General features: G+C 55.8%; 24 protein-coding genes and 6 tRNA genes. 16 read left to right on the forward strand and 14 right to left on the reverse strand.

Translation table 11 applies throughout. The features are described from left to right. Positions 1–9 precede the first annotated feature (9 nt). Positions 10–885, reverse strand: a complete 876-nt coding sequence (locus AC6I8D_RS14260) for an SMP-30/gluconolactonase/LRE family protein (protein ID WP_497820372.1) — start codon at positions 883–885, stop codon at positions 10–12. A 262-nt stretch (positions 886–1147) separates the two neighbouring features. On the opposite strand from AC6I8D_RS14260, the gene AC6I8D_RS14265 reads away from it, so the two are divergent. After that, a complete protein-coding gene (locus AC6I8D_RS14265; protein ID WP_497820373.1) occupies positions 1148–1321 on the forward strand; it encodes a hypothetical protein in 174 nt (57 codons plus the stop codon). A 74-nt stretch (positions 1322–1395) separates the two neighbouring features. Here AC6I8D_RS14265 and AC6I8D_RS14270 read toward each other — a convergent pair whose 3' ends face one another. The 4 genes from AC6I8D_RS14270 to AC6I8D_RS14285 all read right to left on the reverse strand — a co-directional run bounded on the left by AC6I8D_RS14270 (position 1396) and on the right by AC6I8D_RS14285 (position 3990). Further along, positions 1396–1677, reverse strand: a complete 282-nt coding sequence (locus tag AC6I8D_RS14270; RefSeq protein ID WP_312758953.1) for a putative periplasmic lipoprotein — start codon at positions 1675–1677, stop codon at positions 1396–1398. Between the two features lie 254 nt (positions 1678–1931). Beyond that, positions 1932–2735, reverse strand: a complete 804-nt coding sequence (locus AC6I8D_RS14275) for a hypothetical protein (protein WP_497820374.1) — start codon at positions 2733–2735, stop codon at positions 1932–1934. A 9-nt stretch (positions 2736–2744) separates the two neighbouring features. Then, complete coding sequence (locus tag AC6I8D_RS14280) at positions 2745–3197, reverse strand: universal stress protein (protein WP_031375883.1); 453 nt, start codon at positions 3195–3197, stop codon at positions 2745–2747. Positions 3198–3204: 7 nt separating this feature from the next. Then, a complete protein-coding gene (locus AC6I8D_RS14285; RefSeq protein ID WP_312057358.1) occupies positions 3205–3990 on the reverse strand; it encodes an IclR family transcriptional regulator in 786 nt (261 codons plus the stop codon). A 150-nt stretch (positions 3991–4140) separates the two neighbouring features. Here AC6I8D_RS14285 and AC6I8D_RS14290 point away from each other — a divergent pair, with 150 nt between their 5' ends. From AC6I8D_RS14290 to ypdK, 3 genes are all read left to right on the forward strand, one after another. Continuing rightward, complete coding sequence (locus AC6I8D_RS14290; RefSeq protein ID WP_497820375.1) at positions 4141–5739, forward strand: MFS transporter; 1599 nt, start codon at positions 4141–4143, stop codon at positions 5737–5739. A 2-nt stretch (positions 5740–5741) separates the two neighbouring features. Then, positions 5742–6770: an HlyD family secretion protein gene (locus tag AC6I8D_RS14295; protein ID WP_497820376.1), complete on the forward strand. Its 1029-nt coding sequence runs from the start codon at positions 5742–5744 to the stop codon at positions 6768–6770. Positions 6771–6972: 202 nt separating this feature from the next. Beyond that, a complete protein-coding gene (ypdK, locus tag AC6I8D_RS14300; protein ID WP_099257831.1) occupies positions 6973–7047 on the forward strand; it encodes a membrane protein YpdK in 75 nt (24 codons plus the stop codon). Positions 7048–7098: 51 nt separating this feature from the next. Here the strand turns inward: ypdK and alaC are convergent, their stop codons facing one another. Beyond that, positions 7099–8334 (reverse strand): alanine transaminase, encoded by a 1236-nt coding sequence (alaC, locus tag AC6I8D_RS14305; protein ID WP_031375879.1) that lies wholly within the window; start codon positions 8332–8334, stop codon positions 7099–7101. A gap of 117 nt (positions 8335–8451) precedes the next feature. Beyond that, positions 8452–8976: a GNAT family N-acetyltransferase gene (locus tag AC6I8D_RS14310; protein ID WP_312057418.1), complete on the reverse strand. Its 525-nt coding sequence runs from the start codon at positions 8974–8976 to the stop codon at positions 8452–8454. 275 nt (positions 8977–9251) lie between these two features. Here AC6I8D_RS14310 and AC6I8D_RS14315 point away from each other — a divergent pair, with 275 nt between their 5' ends. Both AC6I8D_RS14315 and AC6I8D_RS14320 read left to right on the forward strand, forming a co-directional pair. Next, the gene (locus AC6I8D_RS14315; protein WP_312057434.1) at positions 9252–10922 is read left to right on the forward strand and encodes a LytS/YhcK type 5TM receptor domain-containing protein; all 1671 of its coding nucleotides are present in this window, start codon (positions 9252–9254) and stop codon (positions 10920–10922) included. Then, entirely contained in the window at positions 10919–11647 is a 729-nt protein-coding gene (locus AC6I8D_RS14320) for a LytR/AlgR family response regulator transcription factor (protein ID WP_312057420.1), read from the forward strand. The genes AC6I8D_RS14315 and AC6I8D_RS14320 overlap by 4 nt, the downstream gene beginning before the upstream one ends. Before the next feature lie 82 nt (positions 11648–11729). Here the strand turns inward: AC6I8D_RS14320 and glk are convergent, their stop codons facing one another. Further along, positions 11730–12695, reverse strand: a complete 966-nt coding sequence (glk, locus tag AC6I8D_RS14325; RefSeq protein ID WP_031375875.1) for a glucokinase — start codon at positions 12693–12695, stop codon at positions 11730–11732. A gap of 159 nt (positions 12696–12854) precedes the next feature. Then, positions 12855–14507 carry an indolepyruvate decarboxylase gene (ipdC, locus tag AC6I8D_RS14330; protein ID WP_497820377.1) on the reverse strand — a complete coding sequence of 551 codons (1653 nt, stop codon included), beginning with the start codon at positions 14505–14507 and terminating at the stop codon, positions 12855–12857. 219 nt (positions 14508–14726) lie between these two features. Between ipdC and mgrA the strand changes: the two genes are divergently transcribed. Both mgrA and AC6I8D_RS14340 read left to right on the forward strand, forming a co-directional pair. Further along, positions 14727–15716, forward strand: a complete 990-nt coding sequence (mgrA, locus tag AC6I8D_RS14335; RefSeq protein WP_312057424.1) for an L-glyceraldehyde 3-phosphate reductase — start codon at positions 14727–14729, stop codon at positions 15714–15716. A gap of 171 nt (positions 15717–15887) precedes the next feature. Further along, positions 15888–16259: a DUF2502 domain-containing protein gene (locus AC6I8D_RS14340; protein WP_312057426.1), complete on the forward strand. Its 372-nt coding sequence runs from the start codon at positions 15888–15890 to the stop codon at positions 16257–16259. 46 nt (positions 16260–16305) lie between these two features. On the opposite strand, the gene AC6I8D_RS14345 is transcribed toward AC6I8D_RS14340, so the two are convergent. Continuing rightward, positions 16306–17547: an Nramp family divalent metal transporter gene (locus AC6I8D_RS14345; protein WP_031375871.1), complete on the reverse strand. Its 1242-nt coding sequence runs from the start codon at positions 17545–17547 to the stop codon at positions 16306–16308. A gap of 370 nt (positions 17548–17917) precedes the next feature. On the opposite strand from AC6I8D_RS14345, the gene AC6I8D_RS14350 reads away from it, so the two are divergent. After that, positions 17918–19108: a NupC/NupG family nucleoside CNT transporter gene (locus tag AC6I8D_RS14350; RefSeq protein ID WP_031375870.1), complete on the forward strand. Its 1191-nt coding sequence runs from the start codon at positions 17918–17920 to the stop codon at positions 19106–19108. Positions 19109–19466: 358 nt separating this feature from the next. Here the strand turns inward: AC6I8D_RS14350 and AC6I8D_RS14355 are convergent. Together AC6I8D_RS14355 and AC6I8D_RS14360 are read right to left on the reverse strand one after the other, a co-directional pair. After that, a tRNA-Ala gene (locus AC6I8D_RS14355) sits at positions 19467–19542 on the reverse strand. A gap of 44 nt (positions 19543–19586) precedes the next feature. After that, a tRNA-Ala gene (locus AC6I8D_RS14360) sits at positions 19587–19662 on the reverse strand. A gap of 357 nt (positions 19663–20019) precedes the next feature. Between AC6I8D_RS14360 and AC6I8D_RS14365 the strand changes: the two genes are divergently transcribed. Both AC6I8D_RS14365 and AC6I8D_RS14370 read left to right on the forward strand, forming a co-directional pair. Continuing rightward, positions 20020–20808: a formate/nitrite transporter family protein gene (locus tag AC6I8D_RS14365; RefSeq protein ID WP_312057429.1), complete on the forward strand. Its 789-nt coding sequence runs from the start codon at positions 20020–20022 to the stop codon at positions 20806–20808. A gap of 112 nt (positions 20809–20920) precedes the next feature. Further along, a complete protein-coding gene (locus tag AC6I8D_RS14370) occupies positions 20921–21274 on the forward strand; it encodes a YfeC-like transcriptional regulator (RefSeq protein ID WP_312057431.1) in 354 nt (117 codons plus the stop codon). Between the two features lie 36 nt (positions 21275–21310). On the opposite strand, the gene gltX is transcribed toward AC6I8D_RS14370, so the two are convergent. After that, positions 21311–22726 carry a glutamate--tRNA ligase gene (gene gltX, locus AC6I8D_RS14375; RefSeq protein ID WP_497820378.1) on the reverse strand — a complete coding sequence of 472 codons (1416 nt, stop codon included), beginning with the start codon at positions 22724–22726 and terminating at the stop codon, positions 21311–21313. 270 nt (positions 22727–22996) lie between these two features. Here gltX and AC6I8D_RS14380 point away from each other — a divergent pair. From AC6I8D_RS14380 to AC6I8D_RS14400, 5 genes are all read left to right on the forward strand, one after another. Beyond that, positions 22997–23072, forward strand: a tRNA-Val gene (locus tag AC6I8D_RS14380). A 39-nt stretch (positions 23073–23111) separates the two neighbouring features. After that, a tRNA-Val gene (locus AC6I8D_RS14385) sits at positions 23112–23187 on the forward strand. 39 nt (positions 23188–23226) lie between these two features. Next, positions 23227–23302 (forward strand) — tRNA-Val (locus AC6I8D_RS14390). A 4-nt stretch (positions 23303–23306) separates the two neighbouring features. Beyond that, positions 23307–23382, forward strand: a tRNA-Lys gene (locus AC6I8D_RS14395). A 375-nt stretch (positions 23383–23757) separates the two neighbouring features. Next, complete coding sequence (locus AC6I8D_RS14400) at positions 23758–24102, forward strand: FlxA-like family protein (RefSeq protein WP_497820687.1); 345 nt, start codon at positions 23758–23760, stop codon at positions 24100–24102. On the opposite strand, the gene AC6I8D_RS14405 is transcribed toward AC6I8D_RS14400, so the two are convergent. Beyond that, complete coding sequence (locus AC6I8D_RS14405) at positions 24099–25019, reverse strand: LysR family transcriptional regulator (RefSeq protein ID WP_312758965.1); 921 nt, start codon at positions 25017–25019, stop codon at positions 24099–24101. The genes AC6I8D_RS14400 and AC6I8D_RS14405 overlap by 4 nt on opposite strands. Positions 25020–25036: the final 17 nt, after the last annotated feature.

Raw genomic sequence — 25036 nt, forward strand, 5'->3', positions numbered from 1 at the left:
CCTTTTGCTTCAGCCGCGGAAACGCGGCTCTGCACTACCCGCCACCTCAAGCTCAACCGCAAATATATCGCCCGATTCAGGGTAGCGTGCCAGCTCTTCTTCGGTGCGATCTTCACGCGAACTGGTAATAAACAGCGTTTTCAGATCGGCTCCGCCGAATGCCACCATGGTCGGCCATTTCACCGGCAGCAGGATCTCATCAACAATCTCGCTACTCTGCGGATCGATACGCACTACCCGTCCGCCATCGAACTGGGCTGACCAGTAGTAGCCTTCACTGTCGACCGCGGCGCCATCCGGTAAGCCACCAGCGGCGTCGAAGCGGCGGAAAACGCTGCGCTCGCCCGGTTCGCCGTGGCTATCTAACGGATAGCGGTACAACACCTCGTTGGGCGTGTCGCTGTGATACATCCAGCGACGGTCGGGAGAGAACGCCACGCCGTTAGAGATTTTGATGTCCCGCGCTTTAATCTCCAGCGTCAGTTCCGGCGTAACCCGGCATAACAGGCCGCCGTTTTTGTCCTGCGGTTCCCACAGGCTGCCACACCAGAAATTACCCCAGGGATCGACCCGGCCATCATTAAAGCGACTGCGCGCGGCTTCCCCCGGATTATCCGCCACCTTCTGTTGCGGTTTGCCCTGCGCATCCAGCAGCCAGACGCCGCTGCGCAAAGCGGCAATCAGTCCGCCCGATTGACGTAAGCCGATACAGCCCACTTCTTCCGGCTGGGGAAAGGTCTGCAGTTCGCCACTGACCGGGTCAAAACGGTGGATCGCCGGTGCCAGAATATCGACGCACCACAGCACCTGCTCTTCTGTTGACCAGAGCGGGCATTCGCCCAGCTCAGCCTGCAACGCCAGTACATTTTTCACTTCATGCGCCATGTTTTTCTCCTGTTAAAGCGTCTGCTAATAATGTAGCTATAATTTATTTTAAATGAGAATTATTTTCGCTTGCTTTTAAGATTATTCTCGCCGAAAATAATCGCTATTCAGCCATTTCTTATTTTCTTCTCTTTTACCGACGCCAGATTCCGCCAACTGAAATATCCAGTAATATCTGCATAAATAACTCTACATTTCCTGCATCTTCACTCCACTTTTCCAGCGTAACGTCGTAGTCATTGGAAAAGAGGAGACGTTTCCTATGAAGAGATTAATTAAAGTCGCTTCGGTAGTCGGGCTGATAACATTATTAAGCGGCTGTATTATCGAACCCCGTCACGACAATGGCTGGCATCACGGCGGTGGCGGCGGGTATCATGGAGGCTATCACGGTGGGTATCATGGCGGGCATCATGGCGGGCATCATCACCGCTAGCGGGCAAAGACGTCACACAGCATAATATAAAAATAGAAAAATTAAGGGCGGGATAATTATCCCGCCCGTTTTATTTAGCTTTTGACTGCATAATTACACTGGAACCAGGCTTTCTTTAGCCCCGGAATATGGCTGTCCTGGGCCGGCAGCGATTCCACTTTATCGAATCCTTTCTTATTACAGTAATTCGCCAGATCAACGTCCATCGCATCACGATTGACTTTCTCCGGGTCAAACCGGTACTGGACAGTATTTGAGCTGGCATCTTCGTCAACACGTTCAAATGCCCCGGGTTTACTGGCGGTACAACCGCTCAGCAAAATCAGCGCCAGCGCGCCGATAATTTTTTTTTTCATTTATTTATCCTCATCTTGCTGCGCAGTGTATGTCGCAGCACGTCACGCATCCATAGGATTAATGCGCGAAAAACCAAAAATTTACACGCTTTTACCGATTAATTCGATACGATTAAACGGCTGTCACTATCAGGGCGAGCGTGACATGATGCATTCAGACCAAACGAAGTCTGCACCACACCAGGTAATAGCCAAAATAACAACGTAATCCTGACCTTTGTGCCCGCGCTAAGCGGGCTTTTTTACGTCAGTCACTAGCCGGAAACTGCAAACATTCTACGTAACAGGTTGGCCGCGCGCTTGTCAGGTAATGCGAGAATCGCACTGTAGAGATCAATCGACATGCCGCACATTGAAGAGCGATCAACCGCGGTATCGGCGGGCATGTTCAGCTGCTGCAGCTTATCGCCCCAGCGCTGATAAAGCTGCGCAACCACCTGTTTCAGATCGCGTTGCGCCAGTGCGCTGTCCATTGGCTGCTGCTGAGGTGCGCTGTTAAGCAGTAATTGCTCCATCGCCCCGGCCTCTTTGTGGTTGAGCGACGGCGGCAGGATTTTCACTAAATTGACGCCGCCATTGACCTGGGGATAGAGAAAACGGAAGCACAGGCCAGGATCAAGGGCATTGAGCGCCTGCATCTCCTCGACTGACACGCCAATGTAATTCACCACCGCCGCATCGGTTGCCCGCATCAGCCGCTGATTAATCACGTCGAGCAGCCAGCCGCGTAGTTCGCCCGTCGCCTGTTCAACCGGTTCACCGGCGCGGACCCGGCGGGTCAGTTCCTGCGTCAACAACAGCCACAATGCCGGTTCCTGGGTTTGTAGTACCCGATATCCCGGCGTCTGTGCCAGGTAACTCACCGCCCGATCGCGCTCTCGTGCCTGCTGCTGCTGCGGCACAGCCCAGCTGAACCACAACAGATTAGCCACCACCAGCGGCAGCAGAAAAAGCATCAGCCCCTGCCACAGTCGCAGTCGGGTGGTTTTAATCAGCACAATAATAATCAACGCCAGCAGCGCAAAGGCGGCCAGCGTAATAACCAGCAAAGAGCTCATGCTACGGTATTAATCCTTACGCACATCAATCAGCACCGGGCAGTGAGCACGCTCAATCACCGCCGCGCTGACCGAACCTTTCAACAGTCGGTTAAAAGAGGAGAGATGACGGCGTCCCATGATAATCATGCTGGCCTTGAGCTGGAGTGACTGCGCAATAATCGTGTCGGCCGCTTCGCCGGCCAGAATCATGCCGCGCGCGTTAATGCCGGCGCGCAGCAGCGGTGCGAGGGCATGGCGCACCACCAGTTCCGCGGTGTTCTGCTCATCCTGCGCCGCGACAAAATCAGCCGGATCTTCACCGGCATCAATTTCCATCGGTTGGTTACAGGAGGAGTACGCCGGATCGACGCAGCACAGCACCACCACTTCTGCGTGGTGAGCCAGCGCCTCTTCAATGGTGAGCGCAACCACTTTTTCGGTTACCGGCGAATGATCAATGGCCATCAACAGGGTTTTCATCGAATGCTTATCCTTCTACAGCGGCGATTTTGCCAATTTCACGCACCAGCGCGTCTTTACACTTCAGCATTTCATCACGATAGCGATCTTCGTGGCGCTGGAAGCGTGCAGAGGGCACCAGCAAAGAGACAGAGAAGCGGCCAAACAGCGTATCGAGGGCAAACGCCATAGTCGAGATGCCTTCCAGCGTTTCACCGCGATCGACCGCAATGCCGGTTTCGCGCACTTCGTTGATCAGTTGCAGCAGCTGCGGCAGGGTTTTGACCGTCATCTCGGTCAGCTCCCGCCAGGCTTCGCCTACAATCACCCGAACGTCTTTATCGCACTCTAACGCCAGCAGCGCCCGGCCGCCGGAGGTGCTGTAGAGCGGCAGGTTGAGCCCCATGTGCGGCACAACGCGCAGCTCACGCGAGGCGACCACACAGTGAACGATAGCCAGCTGAGTACCGCTGGCGCGCGCCAGCGAGACGGTTTCATTGGTATCGGCAGAGAGTTTTTCCAGCAGCGGCCGGACCAGATCGACCACATCGGTGTGCACGCTGGAAATCAGCTTCAGTAACGCCGGTCCCAGCCGCAGGCCGCCGGCACCGCTGCTGCGCACCAGTTCTGCGCTGTCGAGCGCGGCGACAATCCGCTGCACGGTGGAGCGAGGCAGATCGACCGCCTGGGCAATCTCACCCAGGCTCATACCGCCCGGCTGTTCGCCCAGCGCATTCAGAATTTTTGCCGCACGTGCGATCACCTGGATACCGCCCGTTTTCTCTTCCTCACGGCTGGAGGGTTGATGTGCCATAGCGTCGTCCTTTTTCAGCTGGCCTACTGTAGCGCGATCGGCGCACTTTTTACAGCCTGTACCACATTGCAATACAGCATACCGGGATGTAATAATACGCTGCTGTATCACATCGCAATACACTGCATCAAAATAATGAGATAACGTGCTATGACTGCTCAGCCAGCCCCTGTGCCGGCCCCCCATCCTTTTACGCTGCGCCTGGCGCTGGGGTTAATCGGTGTTTTAATCGCCGCCCTGACCTCCGGGCTGAACGATCGCGTCAGCGATATTGCGTTGGCGGATATTCGTGCGGCGATCGGCATCAGTTACGATCAGGGTAGCTGGATTATTTCCGCCTATCAGGCCGCGGAAGTGGCGGCGATGATGATCGCGCCGTGGTTCGCCGTCACGCTATCGTTACGGCGCTTTGCGCTCGGCGTATCGGCGGGCTTTATGCTGACCGGCATCCTGCTGCCGCTGGTGCCAGACCCGACGCTGTTTATTTGCCTGCGGGTGCTGCAGGGGCTGTTTGGCGGCGCACTGCCGCCGATGCTGATGACCGTCGCCCTGCGCTTTTTACCGCCGCCGATTAAACTGTTTGGCCTGGCCGGATATGCACTGACCGCCACTTTTGGCCCGAACATGGCGGCTTCGCTGGCATCATTGTGGACCGATCACGTCAGCTGGATGATGGTGTTCTGGCAGGTGGTGCCGGGCATGCTGATCGCCATGCTGCTGATTGGCTGGGGCCTGCCGCAGGACCCGCTGCGTCCCGAACGTTTCCAGCAGATCGATCTGTTTGGCATGGTCACCGGCTGCAGTGCTATCGCCCTGCTGGTGCTGGTGCTGACTCAGGGCGAACGTCTTGACTGGCTCAACTCCCCGCTGATCGTCGGAATGTTACTGACCGCGCTGCCGCTGCTGCTGGTGTTCCTGATCAACGAGTGGTTTCACCCGCTGCCGCTGTTTAAGTTGCAGATGCTGAAGCGTCATAACCTGGCGCACGGGCTGCTGGCACTGGCCTGCATCCTGACCCTTTCGCTATCAGGTTCGGCACTGCCTTCCGCCTATTTTGCCCAGGTTGAGGGCTTTCGTACCCTGCAGTTTGCCCCGCTGGCGCTGGCGGTTGGCCTGCCACAACTGCTTATTGCGCCACTGGTTGCGGCGTTGCTGAATATCCGCTGGATCGACTGCCGCTGGATGCTGGCGGCGGGCGTGGGTCTGCTGGTCACCTCGTGCCTGCTGGGTTCGCAGGTTACCAGTGACTGGGCGCGACAGAACTTCTGGTTGCTGCAGATTTTGCAGGCGTTCGGACAACCGATGGTGATTGTGCCGATTCTGATGAGTGCCACCAGCGTGGTCGCGCCGCCAGAAGGCCCGTTCGCCTCAGCGATGTTTAACACGGTGCGCGGATTTTCCAGCATCGCCGCCTCGACGCTGGTTGAGGTATTCCTCAGCCACCGCGAGCAGTTTCACTCCAACATTTTAATTAACCAGGCCGCCAGTCGTCCGTGGCTGATAACCGCATCCGACAGCAGCCATGCCAGCAGCAGTCAGCCGTTACTGCCGGACGGCAGCATCAGCGCCAGTGAAAATATCAGCGGTTTCGCCACGCTGGTGAAGCATCAGGCGACGGTGCTGAGCCTGAGCGACAGCTGGCTGATGCTGATCGGCTTTGCTGGCTGCCTGTTATTACTGACCGCCATCCTGCCTAAACGCGTCTGGCCGCCCCAAACCCTGATTCAACCCCTATCCCGGAAGAACTGAATATGCGTGCTTTAATAATGAGAAAAACAGTGCTGCTGAGCCTGCTGCTGCTGGTTTTACTGGCGATAGCCTGGCTGATTGGGTCGATGATGACCCGTAACGATCACCGCACCGACGATGCTTACGTCAATGCCGATTATACCCTGGTGGCACCGAAGGTATCGGGCTACATCAACACCGTGCTGGTGCAGGACAATCAGCAGGTTAAAGCCGGTGAACTGCTGGCGACGCTCGACGATCGCGACTATCGCGTGGCGCTGGAGAGCGCCAGAGCCGACCTGCAGGTCAGCGAGGCAAAACTGCTGAGCAGTCAGGCGCAGCTCGAACAGCAGCAGTCGGTGATTGAGCAGCAAAAAGCCAGCGTGGCCGCCAGTCAGGCCTCAGCGCAGTATGCGGGTCAGAGCGCCGATCGCTATAACCGGCTGTATAAGAGCGGCACGGTCGCTGCTGACGATCAGCAGAAAGCCAGCTCAACCCAGCGTTCAGCGCTGGCGGCGGTACGACAGAGTCAGGCGGCGCTGGCCTCAGCAGTAAAACAGGTTGGCGTATTGCAGGCGGCGGTCCGCTCAGCGGAAGCTGACGTGGCAGCGGCGAAAGCCAGTGTCGATCAGGCCGAACTGAATCTCTCTTATACCCGCATCGTAGCACCGGTGGCCGGCATGGTCGGGCAGCGCGCGGTGCGCACCGGCGCCTACGTCTCGGCCGGCACCCGCCTGCTGGCGGTGGTACCGCTGCAGCAGACCTATATCACCGCCAATTATCTGGAGACCCAGCTGAGCGACGTGCGGCCGGGACAGCGGGTGCGTATCCACATCGACGCCCTACCGGGCGAGACCTTTACCGGTCACGTGGACAGCATTGCGCCCGCCACCGGCGCGACTTTTTCGGCAATCTCCCCCGATAATGCCACAGGCAACTACACTAAAGTCGTTCAGCGTCTGCCGGTGAAAATTGTGCTGGAGAGTGACCAACCGCATCTGGCGCAATTACGTGTAGGCATGTCGGCGATCCCGGAAATTGAAGTGCCGTAAATTTGTGAGCAATATCTCAGAACGGACCTATTTCATTTAGGCGGGATTCCGCGTAAATTAGCGCCCGATCCTGTTCTGAATTATTCAGATCGACCCGGAAAAGAGCAGACCGTTAATTCAGGCGGCGATCTTTTTTCCAAATCTGTTCGCGTTGCACTGGTTTGGGATCGCCATCATCGTAACCGCTCAGAGGAGTTGCTTTGTGAAATATGCCTTGATGGGAATATCTTTTTTCGCGTTGCTTTGGTTCGGAACCTTCGTTCTGCTGCTGAAGTAATGGCGTGACAGTGCCGCCAGGGGGCGACAAGCTTGTCGCCCCAGCTGGCTATCAGATCTCTTCTTCCAGACTTTTTACGCTGCCCGGCAATACGCCATCGGCACGGAACATCGCTTTAATCCCCCGCACCGCCTGACGGATCCGGTCACTGTTTTCAATCAGTGCAAACCGCACATGCGTATCACCATAATCACCGAAGCCGATGCCTGGCGAGACGCAGACTTTGGCCTCCTGCAGCATATGTTTGGCAAACTCCAGCGATCCCATATGGGCGTAATGGTCGGGAATTTTCGCCCAGACGTACATTGAGGCTTTGGGATTGTCGACCATCCAGCCCGCTTCATGCAGCCCTTTGACCAGCACATCACGGCGGCGTTTATACTGCTCAGCGATATCGCGCACGCATTGCTGATCGCCTTCCAGCGCCGCGATAGCCGCCACCTGCAGCGGTGTAAAGGTGCCGTAGTCGTGGTAACTCTTGATACGTGCCAGCGCGGCAACCAGCTCTTTATTACCGACCATAAAGCCGATGCGCCAGCCCGCCATGTTGTAGCTTTTTGACAGAGTAAAAAATTCGACGGCGACGTCACGCGCGCCTGGTACCTGCATAATCGACGGGGCTTTCCAGCCGTCATAAACGATGTCGGCATAGGCCAGATCGTGGATCACCAGAACGTTGTACTGCTTCGCCAGTGCAATCACCCGCTCGAAGAAGTCCAGTTCCACGCACTGCGCGGTCGGGTTAGACGGGAAGCCGAGGATCATCATTTTTGGCTTGGGATAACTTTCGCGGATGGCGCGTTCCAGCTCATTGAAGAAGTCGACGCCCGCCACCAGCGGCACCGAACGGACCTGAGCCCCGGCAATCACCGCGCCGTAGATATGAATCGGATAGCTTGGGTTCGGCACCAGCACTGTATCGCCATGATCCAGCGTCGCCAGCATCAGGTGCGCCAGGCCCTCTTTCGAGCCGATGGTAACAATCGCTTCGGACTCGGGGTCAATCTCCACCTGATAACGATCGGCGTACCAGCGTGAAATGGCCCGGCGCAGGCGAGGAATGCCGCGCGAAGTAGAATAACCGTGGGTATCGTCACGCTGTGCGACCTGACACAACTTTTCCACGATATGCGGTGGCGTCGCCCCATCCGGGTTGCCCATTGAAAAGTCGATAATATCTTCGCCGCGCCGACGCGCAGCCATTTTCAGTTCAGCGGTGATGTTGAAAACGTAAGGGGGCAGACGTTCGATACGCGAAAAACGACGGGGTGTGCTGTTATCAGCCATGATGTCCTCTGGAGTACGTGAGCGCCCGGACCGTCCGAGCGACGCTGGTCACTGCGGTGACCTCCCAAGAACATAACGTGGCGATAACAACTTTGTCGAGGGTGGCGGAAAATATTTTTATTTTTGCGGATTCAGCCGTCCCAGCAGCCAATCGTTTACCCAGCGACCGTTCAGCAGATAATTATCCCGTAGCGTCCCTTCGAGCTGAAAGCCATTTTTTTCCAGAATCCGGCGCGACGCCCAGTTGCCTTCAATCACCATGGCTTTGAGCTTATGGAAATCGGCCTCAAATAAAAACTGGCACAGCGCCGCCAGCGCTTCGCTGCCAAACCCCTGACCACAGTGACGATGCAGCAGCATGTAGCCCACTTCCGCCTGGCGGTAAGGCTCCCATTCCGGGCTGCACCCGAACAGGCCAATCGGTTCACCGGTATCGAGCCGGCGCGCCACCAGGCAGAGCATATGAAAACTGCTGGCCTGCCAGGGTGCCAGCCGCTCATTGAAGCGCTGGCGAATATCCGCCTCATCAGGAATTTCGCTCACCCAGGTCATGGTGTCGCGGTCCTGATGCACAGCGCGGAACAGTTGCCAGTCCTCTGGCTGGAGTTTACTCAGGGCTAATCTGGCGGTGACGAATTGCATGCTCGGCTCCCGATGCGCGCGGTTTTACGACGGTTCTGGCTCGCTTATCGCGCAACATAGCAAACTGCCCCGTTGGCGACCAGTCCCGGCCGGCTGGAAAATGTTCCCCTTTATAGCACTCAGACTTTCCCCTTTTCGTTATTTGATCCCCATGATTGATCTGAAACATAAACCGGCATAGCGGATCGCCAGAATGCTAGCGGTTCGCGATCACATTTTTTATCATAGGCCCACATTCCTTTGCCGATGAGTCGCCTGTGTCCTCCCACTTCACGATGTTACTGGCAGTGTTTGATCGCGCCGCATTAATGCTGATCTGTCTTTTCTTTCTGACGCGCACCCATCTGTTTCGCCAGCTGCTGCAAAAAGATGAACACACCGGCTATGAAAAAGCGGCTGTTACCGCCATCTTTTCACTGTTTGCGCTGTTCAGCACTTGGTCCGGCGTTGATGTTGATGGATCGTTGCTGAATGTGCGGGTGATTGCGGTCATGGCTGGCGGCATTCTGTTCGGGCCGTGGGTCGGTATCGCGACCGGCGTGATTGCCGGTCTGCACCGTTTTTTGATTGATATTCACGGTGTCACCTCGGTGCCCTGTCTGATCACCAGCATCATTGCCGGTCTGGTGGCGGGCGGCATTAACCGGCGGGTGCTGAAAGAGCATCGCTGGCGGGTGGGCATCATCGGCGGCATGCTGTGTGAAACCCTGACCATGCTGCTGATCATCCTTTGGGCGCGCCCGACCTCACTCGGGCTGGCAATCGTATCGGAAATTGCGCTGCCGATGATCCTCGGTGCCTCCAGCATCGGCCTGATTGTGCTGCTGGTGCAGAGCGTAGAAGGTGAAAAAGAGGCGATTGCTGCCCGTCAGGCCAAGCTGGCGCTGGAGATCGCCAATAAAACCCTGCCGCTGTTCCGTCAGGTCAATAGCGATTCACTGCGTAATATCTGTGACATTATCCGGCGCGAGATAAAAGCCGATGCGGTGGCGATGACCGACAAAAAGCAGATCCTCGCCTACGTGGGATATGGCGAACAGAACTATCAGCATGGCGATGATGACATCAGCCCGACCACCGCCCAGGCGCTGGCCAGCGGTAAGATCATCATCAGAAATAACGATGAAGCGCACCGCACCAAAGATATTCACTCAATGATCGTCATTCCGCTGTGGGAAAAAGGCAAAGTGACCGGCACGCTGAAGATCTATTACCGCCGGGCGCACCGCATTACCGGCTCGCTCAAGGAGATGGCGATTGGGCTGTCACAGATTATCTCCACCCAGCTTGAAGTCTCCCGCGCCGAGCAACTGCGCGAGATGGCCAATAAAGCGGAACTGCGCGCACTGCAAAGTAAAATAAATCCTCATTTCCTGTTTAATGCCCTGAACGCTATCTCCTCCTCCATCCGCCTTAATCCCGATACCGCCCGCCAGCTGGTGATCAACCTGTCGCGTTATCTGCGCTACAACCTGGAGCTGAATGACGATGAGCTGATCGACATCCGCAAAGAGCTGTGGCAGGTAAAAGATTACATCGCCATTGAGCAGGCGCGTTTTGGCGATAAGCTGACGATGATTTACGACGTCGATGAAGATCTGCACTTTTTACTGCCCAGCCTGCTGATTCAGCCGCTGGTGGAGAACGCTATTGTGCACGGTATCCAGCCCTGTAAGGGTAAAGGCGTGGTGACGCTGAGCGTGCGGGATCTGGGCGATCGGGTGCGGATCGCGGTGCGCGATACCGGCCAGGGGATCAGCGATGAGGTGATGGCGCGCGTTGCCCGCAACGAGATGCCCGGTAATAAGATCGGCCTGCTGAATGTGCATCATCGGGTCAAACTGTTATCGGGCCAGGGATTATCCATCGTCCGCCATCAGCCCGGCACCGAGATTGCCTTCATACTGAGTAAAAACGGCCAGCGCCTGGCGGAGAATCTGTTATGAAAGCGATTATTGTTGAAGACGAATTTTTGGCCCAGCAGGAGCTGAGCTGGATGATCCAGCAGCACAGCACTATCCAGATTGAAGCCTGCTTTGATGACGGTCTCGACGTGCTGAAATACCTGCAGCAGCATCGGGTTGACGTGATTTTCCTCGACATTAATATTCCGTCGCTGGATGGCATGCTGCTGGCGAAGAATATCAATCAGTTTGCCCACAAACCGTTGATTGTGTTTATTACCGCGTGGAAAGAGCATGCGGTTGAGGCGTTTGAACTGGAGGCGTTCGACTACATTCTCAAGCCTTACCACGAGTCACGCATTGTCACCATGCTCAACAAGCTTGAAGCCACCGTCCAGACCCAGCAGGCCGTCAGCAATCCTGCCGTTGCACCGCAGCCGCAGACGGTCAATCTGCTGAAAGATGAACGCATCATCGTCACCGACGTGAATGATATTTACTACGTGGAAGCCCATGAGAAACTGACGTTTGTCTATACCCGCCGTGAAGCCTATGTGATGTCGATGAATATCAGCGAGTTCTGTTCACGCCTGCCGGAGCAGCAGTTCTTCCGCTGCCATCGCTCTTACTGCGTTAATCTGAGTAAGATTCGCGAAATCGAACCGTGGTTTAACAACACCTACCTGCTGAAACTGCGCGATCTGGACTTTCAGGTGCCGGTCAGCCGCAGCAAAGTGAAGCTGTTTCGTCAGCTGATGCGTTTGTAATTACCGGCAGGGAATGGCAGAAATTCACTTCCCGACCGATCGGCAGCCGGGTCGGGAAGCGGTATAGCGGATCAGAAAAGGATCAGATTTCGCGGCCCAGCGTCTGACGCAGATGCGCACCGGCACCCAGCAGGCCAGGCTGATCGTGAGTGATCATATAAACCGGGATGCTGGCAACGTAATCGCGGAAACGGCCTTTATCTTCAAACGCAGCGCGGAAACCCGACGCTTTAAAGAACTCAAGGAAGCGCGGCACGATGCCACCCGCAATGTAAACGCCGCCAAAGGTGCCAAGGTTGAGCGCCAGGTTGCCGCCGAAGCGTCCCATGATGACGCAGAACAGCGAGAGCGCGCGACGGCAGTCGGTACAGCTGTCATCCAGCGCCCGTTCACTGACATCTTTCGGTTTCAGGTTTTCCGGCACGCGATTATCGACTTTAACGATGGCGCGATAGAGGTTAACCAGCCCGGCACCGGAAAGCACGCGTTCTGCGGAGACGTGGCCCAGCTCTTCGCGCAGCACTTCCAGAATCTGATCTTCTTCTTCGCTGTTGGCGGCGAAGTCAACATGGCCGCCCTCGCCCGGCAGGCTCACCCAGCGCTTATCGACGTGGACCAGATGGCTGACGCCCAGCCCGGTACCGGCGCCGTAAATGGCGATAGGCTTATCTTTAACCGGCTCGCCGCCACCGAACTGAATCACGTTATCGGCAGTCAGCATCGGGATCGCCATCGAAACCGCGGTGAAGTCGTTAATGATTTCCAGGTGTTCAAAACCGATGTTCTCTTTCAGCTTGCGCGTCGAAAACGCCCAGTCGTGGTTGGTCATTTCAACCCAGTCATCGGTAATCGGGCAGGCGATGGCAATACAGCCATCTTTAATATCCTGCTGTTGTTCATCAAGATAATGGCGGATGACGGCTTCGAGGCTGTCGTACTCTGATGTTGAGAATGTTTTGGCCTGGGAGATGCTGCCGCTTTCCACCTCACACAGGGCGAGACGGGCGTTGGTGCCGCCGACATCGCCGACCAAGGCATAGGTTGTCATTCTTCTGTTGCTCCGCTTGGGGTCTTAAAGAGTTGGAGGACACTATAAAATCCTGCCCATAAAACAACAACGCTCACCGGTGCGATTGGTGAGCGTCTACTCAGGTGCGCTACAGCCTAACCGCGATAGCCTGACCTGCACAGCGGCAACTATCTGAATCTATCCACCGTTGCGTTGATTCAGGCAGGCGGTGACTTTTCGCAGCAGCGGAGGCAAGTCCTCTTTCTGCATCACCACCTCAACCAGCGTCAGACGCTGAGGCTGAGAAAGTCGCGCCATTACTTCCTGTAACTGGACCGTTTCACTGATGCGCCAGCTCTGCGCCTGGCCGTGCAGGCTAAGGGCTTGCGGCAACGCCGTCCAGTTCCACTGAGCGATATCATTGTAACGTTGTGTTGCGCCATGAATCGCCCGCTCAACGGTATATCCTTCATTATTCAGCAGAAAGATAATTGGCTGCTGCTGGTCGCGCAACATTGACCCTAATTCCTGAATGGTCAGCTGTGCCGAACCGTCGCCAATAATCAGGATCACCCGGCGAGCGGGATCGGCGGTCTGCGCGCCAAACGCTGCCGGTAAAGTATAGCCGATCGATCCCCATAATGGCTGAACCAGTAGCTGCGCCTGTGCCGGCAAGCGCAACGCCGCCGCCCCAAAGGCCGCGGTACCCTGTTCGGCCAGAATAATATCGCCTGGCTGCAGAAATTCCTGCATCGCCTGCCAGAAAGCCTGCTGGCTGATGACCGCCGCTGCCTCAACCGGCGCGGCGGCTTCTGCCTGCGGCCCGAGCTGCCACTGCTGGCCATATTGGGCGAATAAGCCATCAAGTACGCTGAGCGCATCGGCCATCGAAAGCGGTGAAAACGTTTCCCCGCCAACAGTGGCACTGTGCGGTTGCAGATCGATCAGACGTTCAGCGGCAAACTGCTGGGTAAAGCCGGCGGTAATGGTATCGGTGAAGCGTACGCCGACGCAGAGGGCGACATCAACCTGTTCGATCTGCTCACGGACCTGACCGGCGCTGCCCTCGCCCGCATAGGTGCCGACGAATCCCGGTTGCTGTTCATTCAGCACCCCTTTGCCCATCAGTAAACTGGCACAGGGGATGGCGCGACGCTGGCGCAGCGCAGCCAGTGCCGGCTGCTGCTGCCAGCGCAACGCCAGAAAGTCCGCCAGTAACGACACCCGCGCGGCCGGTGCCAGCAATCGTTCGGCGGCCTGCCGGAAGGCTTCGCGTACCTGGTGTGATGAAGGGTGGAGCAGGTTTAACGGCTGCGTCGGTGGCTCAACCTCGCAGGCGGCGACGTCCACCGCCAGCGACAGATAACCGGGCTGGCGCATCTGCAGTGCGCTGACGATCACCCGGTCGATCTCCGCAGTGGCATTTTCCGCGGTTAACAGCGCGGTTGCGGCACTGACCTCTTCGGCCATGCGGATGAAATGGCGAAAGTCACCATCACCCAGCGAATGATGCACGCAATCACCCTGCTGCTGGGCCTGGGTCGCAGGGGCGCCGACAATCTGGATCACCGGCAGATGCTCGGCGTAACTGCCGGCAATGCCGTTGATGGCACTCAACTCGCCCACGCCAAACGTCGTCAGCAGCGCTGCTGCTCCACGGCAGCGGGCATAACCGTCTGCGGCGTAGGCGGCATTCAGCTCGTTGGCACAACCGACCCAATGGATCACCGGATGGTCGATAACCCGATCGAGAAATTGCAGATTGTAGTCACCCGGCACACCGAACAAATGCTGCACGCCAATCTCCTGCAGACGCGCCAACAGGTAGTCACCAACAGTAAAAGCGGACATAGCAGATTCCTTTTTTGGGAGAGTCGGCTTAAGTATCTGACAGCCTGTAAAATTGGCGAGAAAAGTGTCGCAGGTGCCAGCCACAATGGCTGGCAAGCCGCCGTTACGGCGGCGGATTACTCTGTAATTATGCGATCTGCGGCGCGTTGTCACTGAGTGTAACCGTATACACTGCTATCCTTTTGGCACAAATCCCCGTTTTTGACCCAGGAGCGTTGAATGTCGTCTTTCCCCCGTCCCGATCGATATCAGCAGATGGAATACCGCCGTAGCGGCCGCAGTGGCATCAAACTTCCCGCAATCTCACTTGGTCTGTGGCATAACTTTGGTGACAACACCCGGGTGGATAACAGCCGCGCCCTGCTGCGTCATGCGTTTGACCACGGCATTACTCACTTCGACTTAGCCAATAACTACGGTCCGCCGCCGGGTTCGGCGGAAGAGAATTTTGGCCGTATTCTGCGCGAAGATTTCCGTGCCCATCGCGATGAACTGATTATCTCGACCAAGGCGGGCTACACCATGTGGGACGGCCCGTATGGTGACTGGGGATCGCGTAAATATCTGGTAGCCAGCCTCGATCAAAGCCTGAAGCGCATGGGGCTGGAGTACGTTGATATCTTTTATCATCACCGTCCGGATCCGGAGACGCCGCTGGAAGAGACCATGCGCGCGCTGGATCAGGTGGTGCGTCAGGGCAAAGCGTTATACGCCGCCATTTCGAATTATCCGGCCGATCGCGCAGCCGAGGCGATTGCCATTCTGCGCGATCTCGGCACGCCGTGTCTGATCCACCAGCCGCGTTATTCGATGTTCGAACGCACCCCGGAGCAGGGTCTGATTCAGACGCTGGGTGATGCGGGTGTCGGCTGTATCGCCTTTTCACCGCTGGCGGGCGGCGTGCTGACTGACCGCTATCTGCAGGGCATTCCGGAGGATTCACGGGTAGCAAGCGGCAGTAAATTCCTCAATGAGAATCAACTGACCGACGAGAAGATGGAAAAAGTCCGCAAGCTGAATGAGATTGCCCTCCAGCGTGGACAAAAACTGGCGCAGATGGCGCTGGCCTGGGTGTTGCGCGACGATCGGGTGACCTCAGTATTGATCGGGGCCAGCAAAACCGCCCAGATTGATGATGCGGTGGCGATGCTCGCCAGCCGTCAGTTTGATCAGGCGGAGCTAGCCGCAATCGAAGCGGCCCTGCAGTAACCTTTTATCGCCCGGCGCAGGCCGGGCATTTTCTGCGCCAGAATAGTCTCAATCCCCTTTTTCTCCCCAATTTCCTCACAATCTTCCGACACAATGATGCGGTAACAACAGCAATACGCAGGCATAATCGCTGCGCCGCAACAGCATCAGACTGTTGATGAGGAGAAAAAAATGAAAAGAGCCGTTTTGTTTGCCGCCTTGCTGGCAATGTTATCACCGCTGGCAGTACACACCGCACACGCGTCCAGTGCCTCAATAACCCTGGCCCCCGGCGTAACGCTGCAACTTGGCGACCGCGACCGTCGTGGCTACTACTGGGATGGCGGCCACTGGCGTGAACCGCGCTGGTGGAACGATCGTTATTCCTGGAATGAGCGCCGCTGGTGGCGTCATGAAGAGTGGCGTCGTCATCAGGAGTGGGAGCGCGAACGTCGCTGGCACCAGCGTGACCGGGATCGTCGCTGGGAACATCAGCATCGCCGCGATCATCATGACCGCCACGATCACCATGGCCGCGACCACCATGGACGCGACCATCATTAAGGCAAAACGCCCGGCATCACCGGGCGTTTATCGTTACCTGTCGCCGTTATAGTCCCAGCGCTTGTCCTACCAGCAGATAGATATTCAGCGTAATCACCAGCGCCACAATCACCCAGCCAGTCAGTTGCATCAGACGAGAATTCACCATCTCATCGCCCATCAGTTCACGGTTGCCGGTGAACGCCAGCAGCGGAATTAACGCCAGCGCGATACCAAAGCTGAGCAGTACCTGACTCATCACCAGAATGCGGGTCGGGTCCCAGCCCGCCCAGATGACAATAAAGGAGGGCAGCATGGTCACCGTGCGGCGCACCCAGAGCGGGATATGGAAACGGATAAAGCCCTGCATCACCACCTGTCCCGCCAGCGTACCGACCACCGTCGATGATAAACCCGCGGCCACCAGGCTCAGGCCAAACACGATGGCAGCGGCTTCGCCCAGTAACGGTTGCAGCGTCAGGTAAGCCTGATCGAGTTCGGCAATTTTACTGTGCCCACTAAAGTGGAAGGCCGCGGCTGCGGTTGCCATCATCGCCAGGTTAACGAATCCGGCGATGGTCATCGCAATCGCCACGTCCAGTTTGGTCGACGAGTAACGCTGACCTTTGCTGTCGCTGCTTTTGCCCTGGGTCAGTGCGGAGTGCAGGTAGATCACGTGCGGCATAATGGTCGCCCCCAGCACCCCGGCGGCAAGGAACACCGCGTCTGAGGTCGGCAAAGAGGGTAGCGCCATGCCGAGCACCAGTTCACTGACCTTGGGCTGGGAGAAGAACAGCTCAACGATATAGGCAGCGGCGACAAACAGCAGCAGCCCGCCAATCACCAGCTCCAGCGGCTTTTGTCCGCGACTCTGTAACATCAGGATCAGGAAGGTGGCGATACCGGTCAGCACCGCGCCCTGCATCAACGAAATGCCCAGCAGCAGTTTGAAGCCCAGCGCCGCGCCGATAAATTCCGCCAGATCGGTGGCCATGGCGATGATTTCCGCCTGCACCCAATAGAACCACACCGCTGGCCGGGGAAAGCGGTCGCGAATATGTTCAGCGAGGTTTTTACCGGTAGCGATGCCCAGTTTGGCCGACATCAGCTGGATCAGCATCGCCATGATGTTGGCCCACACCACCACCCACAGCAGTTTATAGCCGTACGCTGCGCCCGCCTGAATATTAGTCGCAAAGTTGCCCGGATCGATATAGCCGATAGCGGCAATAAACGCGGGTCCCAACAGTGCGAGTTTGACTTTTCTTACTCCGCGAGCGGCGCGCTCGGCGGTACGACTTTCAAACATATACGGTACCCTGTCTGAACATGTGCCTACCCCGGCAAGCTTAGGAGGAAGCGGTTGCAAGTGAAATTCGATTATTGTTATTGGTGAAATAGATGCTGCTATAAAGTATAGCCATTGCTATATCTTACAGTAAAGGAAGTGAGTGCTAAAAATGTGAGCAACGATGTCACTCTACGCCCGGGGCAAAATATAGACAATAAATTTGTGGTTATCTACTGTGAAGGTTTTGTAAACGAGACGTGATCGCTGAGAGTTTTCTGGAAAATAAGGTGATAGCGAATACTTATATTGTGGCTCAGATCTCGTTTTTAAGTAACGCGTTACATAGAATACGCAGCAAAATACAACCCTCCTCAAATTTGGAGCAACCATGTCCCATATTTTGCAGTTTCTTTTAGCACTGGTGGTGGTCGGCGTGTTGGCCTTGCTGGTCAGTCACGACCGAAAAAGTATTCGCATTCGCTACATTATACAGCTTCTGGTGATTGAAATTGTGCTCGCCTGGTTCTTCCTGAACTCCGAAGCGGGACTCGGATTCGTTAAAGGTTTTGCCGGCGTGTTTGACCATCTGCTGAAATACGCGGCGGAGGGCACCAACTTTGTCTTCGGCAATATGAATGATAAAGGCCTCGCCTTCTTCTTCCTCAACGTACTGTGCCCGATCGTCTTTATCTCTGCGCTGATCGGTATTTTGCAGCACTTCCGCATTCTGCCATGGGTTATCCGTGGCATCGGCACCGTACTGTCGAAAGTGAATGGCATGGGCAAGCTGGAATCGTTTAACGCCGTGAGTTCTCTGATACTGGGACAGTCAGAAAACTTCATTGCCTATAAAGATATCCTCGGCCAGATGTCACAGCGCCGGATGTACACCATGGCAGCCACCGCGATGTCGACCGTGTCGATGTCGATTGTCGGCGCTTACATGACCATGCTGCAGCCGAAATATGTGGTCGCGGCGCTGGTACTGAACATGTTCAGCACCTTTATCGTGCTGTCGCTGATTAACCCTTACCGCGTCGACAGCGAAGAAGATCTGCAACTGCAGGATCTGCATAAAGGCCAGAGCTTCTTTGAAATGCTGGGCGAGTACATCCTGGCCGGTTTCCGCGTTGCCATCATTGTGGCCGCGATGCTGATCGGTTTTATCGCACTGATTTCAGGTCTGAATGCGCTGTTTGACGTGATTTTCGGTATCACCTTCCAGGGCGTACTGGGTTATGTCTTCTACCCGTTTGCCTGGGTGATGGGCGTGCCGGCAGGTGAAGCGTTGCAGGTTGGCAGTATTATGGCCACCAAGCTGGTGTCTAATGAGTTCGTTGCGATGATGGATCTGCAGAAACTTGCTGGTCAGCTGTCACCGCACGCCGAAGGCATTCTGTCGGTGTTCCTGGTGTCGTTCGCTAACTTCTCTTCTATCGGCATTGTGGCAGGCGCCATCAAAGGTCTGAACGAAGAGCAAGGCAACGTGGTTTCCCGCTTTGGTCTGAAACTGCTGTATGGCTCAACCCTGGTCAGCGTGCTTTCAGCTGCGATCGCCGGTCTGGTGCTGGCGTTCTGATCTAAAAGGGCGAGCGGGTCTCGCCCTTCTCTTCTGTCTTTCTGCCCTTCCTGCTTCTTCCTGCTTCTGCTTCCTGTCGTCACGGCTCAGCAACATGCTGAGGCTGCGCATTAGCAATCGCTCAGCGCGGCACAACCAGCACAGCAGCGCGCCAGAGCCTAATCGTCGTGACAGACAACGAATAGCGCTATCGCCGCACAGCAGCGTGTGAGCGTGTGAGCGTGATGAGTTCGGCGATTGACAACAGAAGGTTCAGATACGGGATAATCGGCGGGTAAACGTCAGACGTGACGCGTTGGCGCGGTTAAGCGAGAAGTCGAAATCAGAAAGGCGAATTTGACAGAGAATTGTCAGAAAATGGTGGAGATAAGCGGGATCGAACCGCTGACCTCTTGCATGCCATGCAAGCGCTCTCCCAGCTGAGCTATACCCCCACATCTGGAATTGTTTTTCAGTGCCAAACTTTTGGGAAGAAGTTTGGTGGAGCTAAGCGGGATCGAACCGCTGACCTCCTGCATGCCATGCAGGCGCTCTCCCAGCTGAGCTATAGCCCCGAACCGAAAAACTGTCGTGTTAAGCGACGGACGGCATAATATGAAACCCCCTCCAGGGTGTCAACGGCAAAATCACATTCTGTGTTTGATCGCTGAAAAAGACGGCAACCTGAGCGGTTTCAGCAGCATGCCAGCGCCAGAACCACAGCGGTAACTGCCTGAGCGTTTTTTTTCTGTTATTCAGACGGCGGCCAGGTTAAATCACGGTTAAATATGTTATGGGAATTTTCTTGTCTTCGTCTTTTTCGCATGCAAAACTTAGCGCGCTAATTAAGCGGTCACCGGACCCCTCTCCCGCCGGCCGCGCGTCCACCAGGCGTTTACCGTCCCATTAATCAAAAAAACTATTGAGATACTATGTCACTGCATACACCAAAAGAAATCGCCCAACTGGCGATCCAGGCAGGCGTGGCCAAAAGCCGCGCGCCGATCAGCATTCTTCTGATCCTCGGCTTTATGGCCGGCGCTTTTATTGCCACCGGCTTCCTGCTGGATCTGCATGTCATTAATTCCCTGCCTGCCGACTGGGGCTCGTTCGGCGGCCTGTTGGGCGCGGCGGTCTTTCCGGTCGGACTCATTCTGACGGTACTGGCGGGCGGAGAGCTGCTGACCGGCAATATGATGACCTTACCGGTGGCCTGGTTTGCCCGTCGTATCTCGTTTTTCAGCGTCGCGCGTAACTGGTTTTGGGTGACGCTGGCTAACTTTCTCGGCAGCGTCGCGGTGGCCTGGTTCTTTGGCCACATGCTGGGCATGACCGAAGGGGATTACCTGAAGAAGACTGTCGCCATCGCCTCAGCGAAAGTGCACGCCGATTTTCTGCACGCCTTCATTTCCGGCGTAGGCTGTAACTGGCTGGTCTGTCTGGCGGTGTGGCTGGCGTTTGCCAGTAAAGATGTGGTCGGCAAAATTTTCGGCATGTGGTTCCCGGTGATGGCCTTCGTCGCCATTGGCTTCCAGCACGTGGTGGCCAATATGTTCATCATTCCGGCCGCTATCTTCGCCGGGCAGATGAGCTGGGCAGAGTACTTCCCTAACTTTGTCGCGGTATTTTTAGGTAATGGCGTCGGCGGTGCCGTTTTCGTCGGTCTGGCCTACTTCCTCGCCTTCCGCCCTGCTGTTGAACCTGCCAGCAGCGTGCAATAAATGATTATTTGCCTTTTGTCGAGTGGCAAAAGGCAATTTCACCTTCAGTTACTTTCACCCGTTACGTTTTGCTGTAATATGTAGTGCTAATGTATTTAACAGGGACAGCACTGTGAAAAAGGAATGGCTCACTCCCGAAGAGTTAGCGGCAGAAACGGGTTACAGTCGACAAACGGTGAATAAGTGGATCAAGCGGGAAAACTGGACCACCACGCCAAAGCCCGGTGTACAAGGCGGTAAGGCTCGCCTGATCCATATTGATGAGCGTGTTAAAAGTTTTATCCAGGCAACGCGCAACCTGAATGAAACCTCAGCGACCTATGGCACAGCCCCTCATTCATTGCCTGCGTTATTAATAAGTTCCGTCCAGCAAATGAGTCAGGCAGAGCAGGATCAGTTCACGGCATTAATATTACGTGAAGGGATTAAAGGCGTATTGCAGCGGCTGGGGATTAATGAAGAGTAAAAAAAACCGGAAGCGTGCTGCTTCCGGCTTGTTTATTCAGGCCTGCGCTTCGCGCTCACTGATAAAGGCCAGCGCCTGCTTGATGCGCGCGACGCTGCGGCTACGGCCAATCGCTTCAACGGTCACGTCCAGACCCGGTGACTGACCGGCACCGGTCACCGCCACACGCAGCGGCATACCGACTTTGCCCATTCCGACTTCCAGCTCATCTGCGGTGCTCTGAATCGCCTGATGAACGTTTTCTGCTGTCCAGTCGCTGATGGCCGCCAGCTTATCACGCACCACTTCCAGCGGCTGACGTGCAACCGGACGAAGATGTTTCTTCGCAGCATCGGCATCAAACTCATTAAAGTCTTCATAGAAATAACGGCAGGAAGCCGCCATCTCTTTCAGCGTCTTACAACGTTCACCCAGCAGACCCACCAGCTTCGCCAGTTCCGGACCGGTACGGGTATCAATTTTCTGCTGTTCAATATGCCATTGCAGATGCGTCGCAACATATTCTGGCGGCAGCGCATTAATGTAATGGTGATTCAGCCACTGCAGCTTTTCGGTATTAAAGGCACTGGCAGACTTGCTGACCGCATCCAGCGTAAACAGCTCAGTCATCTCAGCAACGCTAAAGATCTCCTGATCGCCATGTGACCAGCCGAGGCGAACCAGGTAGTTCAGCAGCGCTTCCGGCAGATAACCATCATCACGATACTGCATAACACCAACGGCACCGTGACGCTTGGACAGTTTCTTGCCATCGTCGCCGAGGATCATCGACACGTGGGCATAGACCGGCACCTGAGCGCCAATCGCTTTCAGGATGTTGATCTGGCGCGGGGTGTTGTTGATATGGTCTTCGCCACGAATGACGTGCGTGATGCCCATATCCCAGTCATCAACCACTACGCAGAAGTTATAGGTTGGTGAACCGTCGGTGCGGCGGATGATCAGATCATCCAGCTCCTGGTTGCTGAATTCAATCGGACCGCGGATCTGGTCATCAAAAATGACCGAACCGTCCTGTGGGTTGCGAAAACGCACCACGCAAGGCTCATCGGCTGCATGATGATCGTGACTGTCACGGCAGCGACCGTCGTAACGCGGCTTTTCGCCGTTTGCCATCTGCTGTTCACGCAGGGCTTCGAGACGTTCTTTCGAGCAGTAACATTTATAGGCTGTGCCCGCTGCCAGCATCTCATCAATCACCGCGTTGTAGCGATCGAAGCGTTTAGTCTGGTAATACGGGCCTTCATTCCAGTCGAGGCTCAGCCAGTTCATACCATCCATGATGGCTTCGATGGCCTCTGGCGTAGAGCGCTCCAGATCGGTGTCTTCAATACGCAGCACAAACTCGCCCTGATTGTGGCGGGCGAAGAGCCAGGAATAGAGTGCGGTACGGGCGCCGCCTACATGTAAATAGCCGGTAGGACTGGGCGCGAAGCGAGTTTTGATTTTCATTGAGTATTGCCTTAGATGCGCAGGTTCTCTGTCTGGATGACAAAAAACAGGTTAGACGCGAAAACAGTGGCCACATTCTAGCATCTGGCGGTGAATCCTCAATGCGTGCCCGTTGCCTGCGCCCGGCTAAAAGGGGCTTTTCTGCCAGTAAAACCAGCACATTGACTAAAAGCGCGACAGGATGTTTAAAAATAAACCGAACGCACATTTATGTTTTAAAAAGCGTTGACTCAAAATCAACTATCCCTATAATGCGACTCCACACAGCGGGGGTGATTAGCTCAGTTGGTAGAGCATCTCCCTTACAAGGAGGGGGTCGGCGGTTCGAACCCGTCATCACCCACCACTCTAAAAGGTGGCCCGCAGTGAACAGGATATAAGATATGGGTGATTAGCTCAGTTGGTAGAGCATCTCCCTTACAAGGAGGGGGTCGGCGGTTCGAGCCCGTCATCACCCACCATATCTTAGTGTGATACACGCCTGTTAAGCAGTACGAAGTGGGTGATTAGCTCAGTTGGTAGAGCATCTCCCTTACAAGGAGGGGGTCGGCGGTTCGAACCCGTCATCACCCACCACTTCGGGTCGTTAGCTCAGTTGGTAGAGCAGTTGACTTTTAATCAATTGGTCGCAGGTTCGAATCCTGCACGACCCACCAATTAAGAAGAAAGCGCCTTTAAGGCGCTTTTTTCGTTTCTGCTGCCCAGAGTTGAACGTGCCGGATGAGAACCTGCCGCAGGTTCGACTGAAGCGCCGGGAGCGATTCAGGCTGATGCGACAGCATCACCCGCAGGGCGTGGCCCCGGACGGGCCGCGGCTTATCCTGCACGACCCACCCATTCAGAAAAAAGCGCCTTTAAGGCGCTTTTTCCGTTTCTGCGGTCACCCGCTGTTACCTCACTGCCCCGCCACATCCGCCTTAACGGCGCAGACAATCTCTACTCGCCGTTCTTTTCGCCTTCTTAACATTTTTCTTCTCAAGACATTTTTCCACAGGCCGATATTTATATTAACTATTTGCAGGGAGAAAATGATGTCATCTATATCGGGCGTTTTAAGCAGTGCAGCCAGTAGCAGTGACAGCGGCGGCGGCAGTGTCGCGGCGCAGGTGGCCGCACTGAACAAACAGATCCAGAACATCACTAAGCAACTGAAAGACCTGTCCGGCAATCACGATCTGTCTGACAAACAGAAAGCTGAGATGCAGCAGATGTATGAGTCGCAAATCACCATGCTGGAAGCGCAGATTGCGCAGTTAGAGCAGAAGCAAGCCGAACAGGCTGAGCAGAAAAGTGATGACAGCAAACTGCCAGGCGAAATCAAGGCGGACGGCGTCAACCGTCCAACCGACAACCACCAGCTCGATGTCTATATCTAAAACGGCGGATTGACCGCCCGTTGTTGCGCCAGCAGCGCGGCCTGCTGGCGCACCTCTTGCCAGATCGCTTCGGCGGCTGGCGTCAGCGAGCGATTTTTGCGCTTAATCAGCATCAGGCTGCGATTTATCTCCGGGTATAAACGTCTCACCGTCAGCGCCCGCCCGGCCGGCAGCGGTAAGGCCAGCGCCGGCAGAATGCTGATACCGATCCCCGCATCGACCATCGGGAACAGCGTGGCGGGATGACCAATATCCTGCACCACGTCGACCTGAATCTGCTGTTGCTGCATCGCTGCATCAATCAATACCCGACTGCCTGAAGCGTAATCCTGCAGCACCATAGTGCGCCCCGCCAGCATCGACCACTGCGCCTGTTCCACCAGCGCCAGCGGATCGTCATCACGGCACAATAAAAGAAACGGCTCATCCAGAATGGCGAGGCAATCGAAATCGGTATCACTGAGCGGACCGATGATAATGCCAAAATCGACCTCGGCGTTGCGCACGCTTTGCAATACCCACTGCTGGGCGCGATCGTGGAGGATCACTTTGATATCGGGAAAATGGTGCTGACTGGCCGCCAGGCATTGTGGCATCAGATGAGCTGAAATCGTCTGGCTGGCCGCCAGCCGCACCGTGCCGCTACGCTGCTCGCCATAGCTGCGGATATCCAGTAGCGTGGTATTGATCTCTTCCAGCAACCGCTCCATACGCGACGCCAGTTGCTGCCCGGCTTCCGTCAGCATCACCTCGCGCGTGGTGCGGTCCAGCAGGCGGACGCCGGTTTCCGCTTCCAGCTCTTTTATGCTGTGACTGACCGCCGACTGGCTCAGGCCGATCGCCTGCCCGGCCTGACTGAATCCGCCGTGATGCGCTACCGCGATAAAGGTCCGCAGCTGTTTAAGGGTATAATTCATCGATTCAGCTCATAGAT

The sequence above is a fragment of the Pantoea sp. X-Soil-MYKO-1785 genome, from assembly GCF_059730675.1.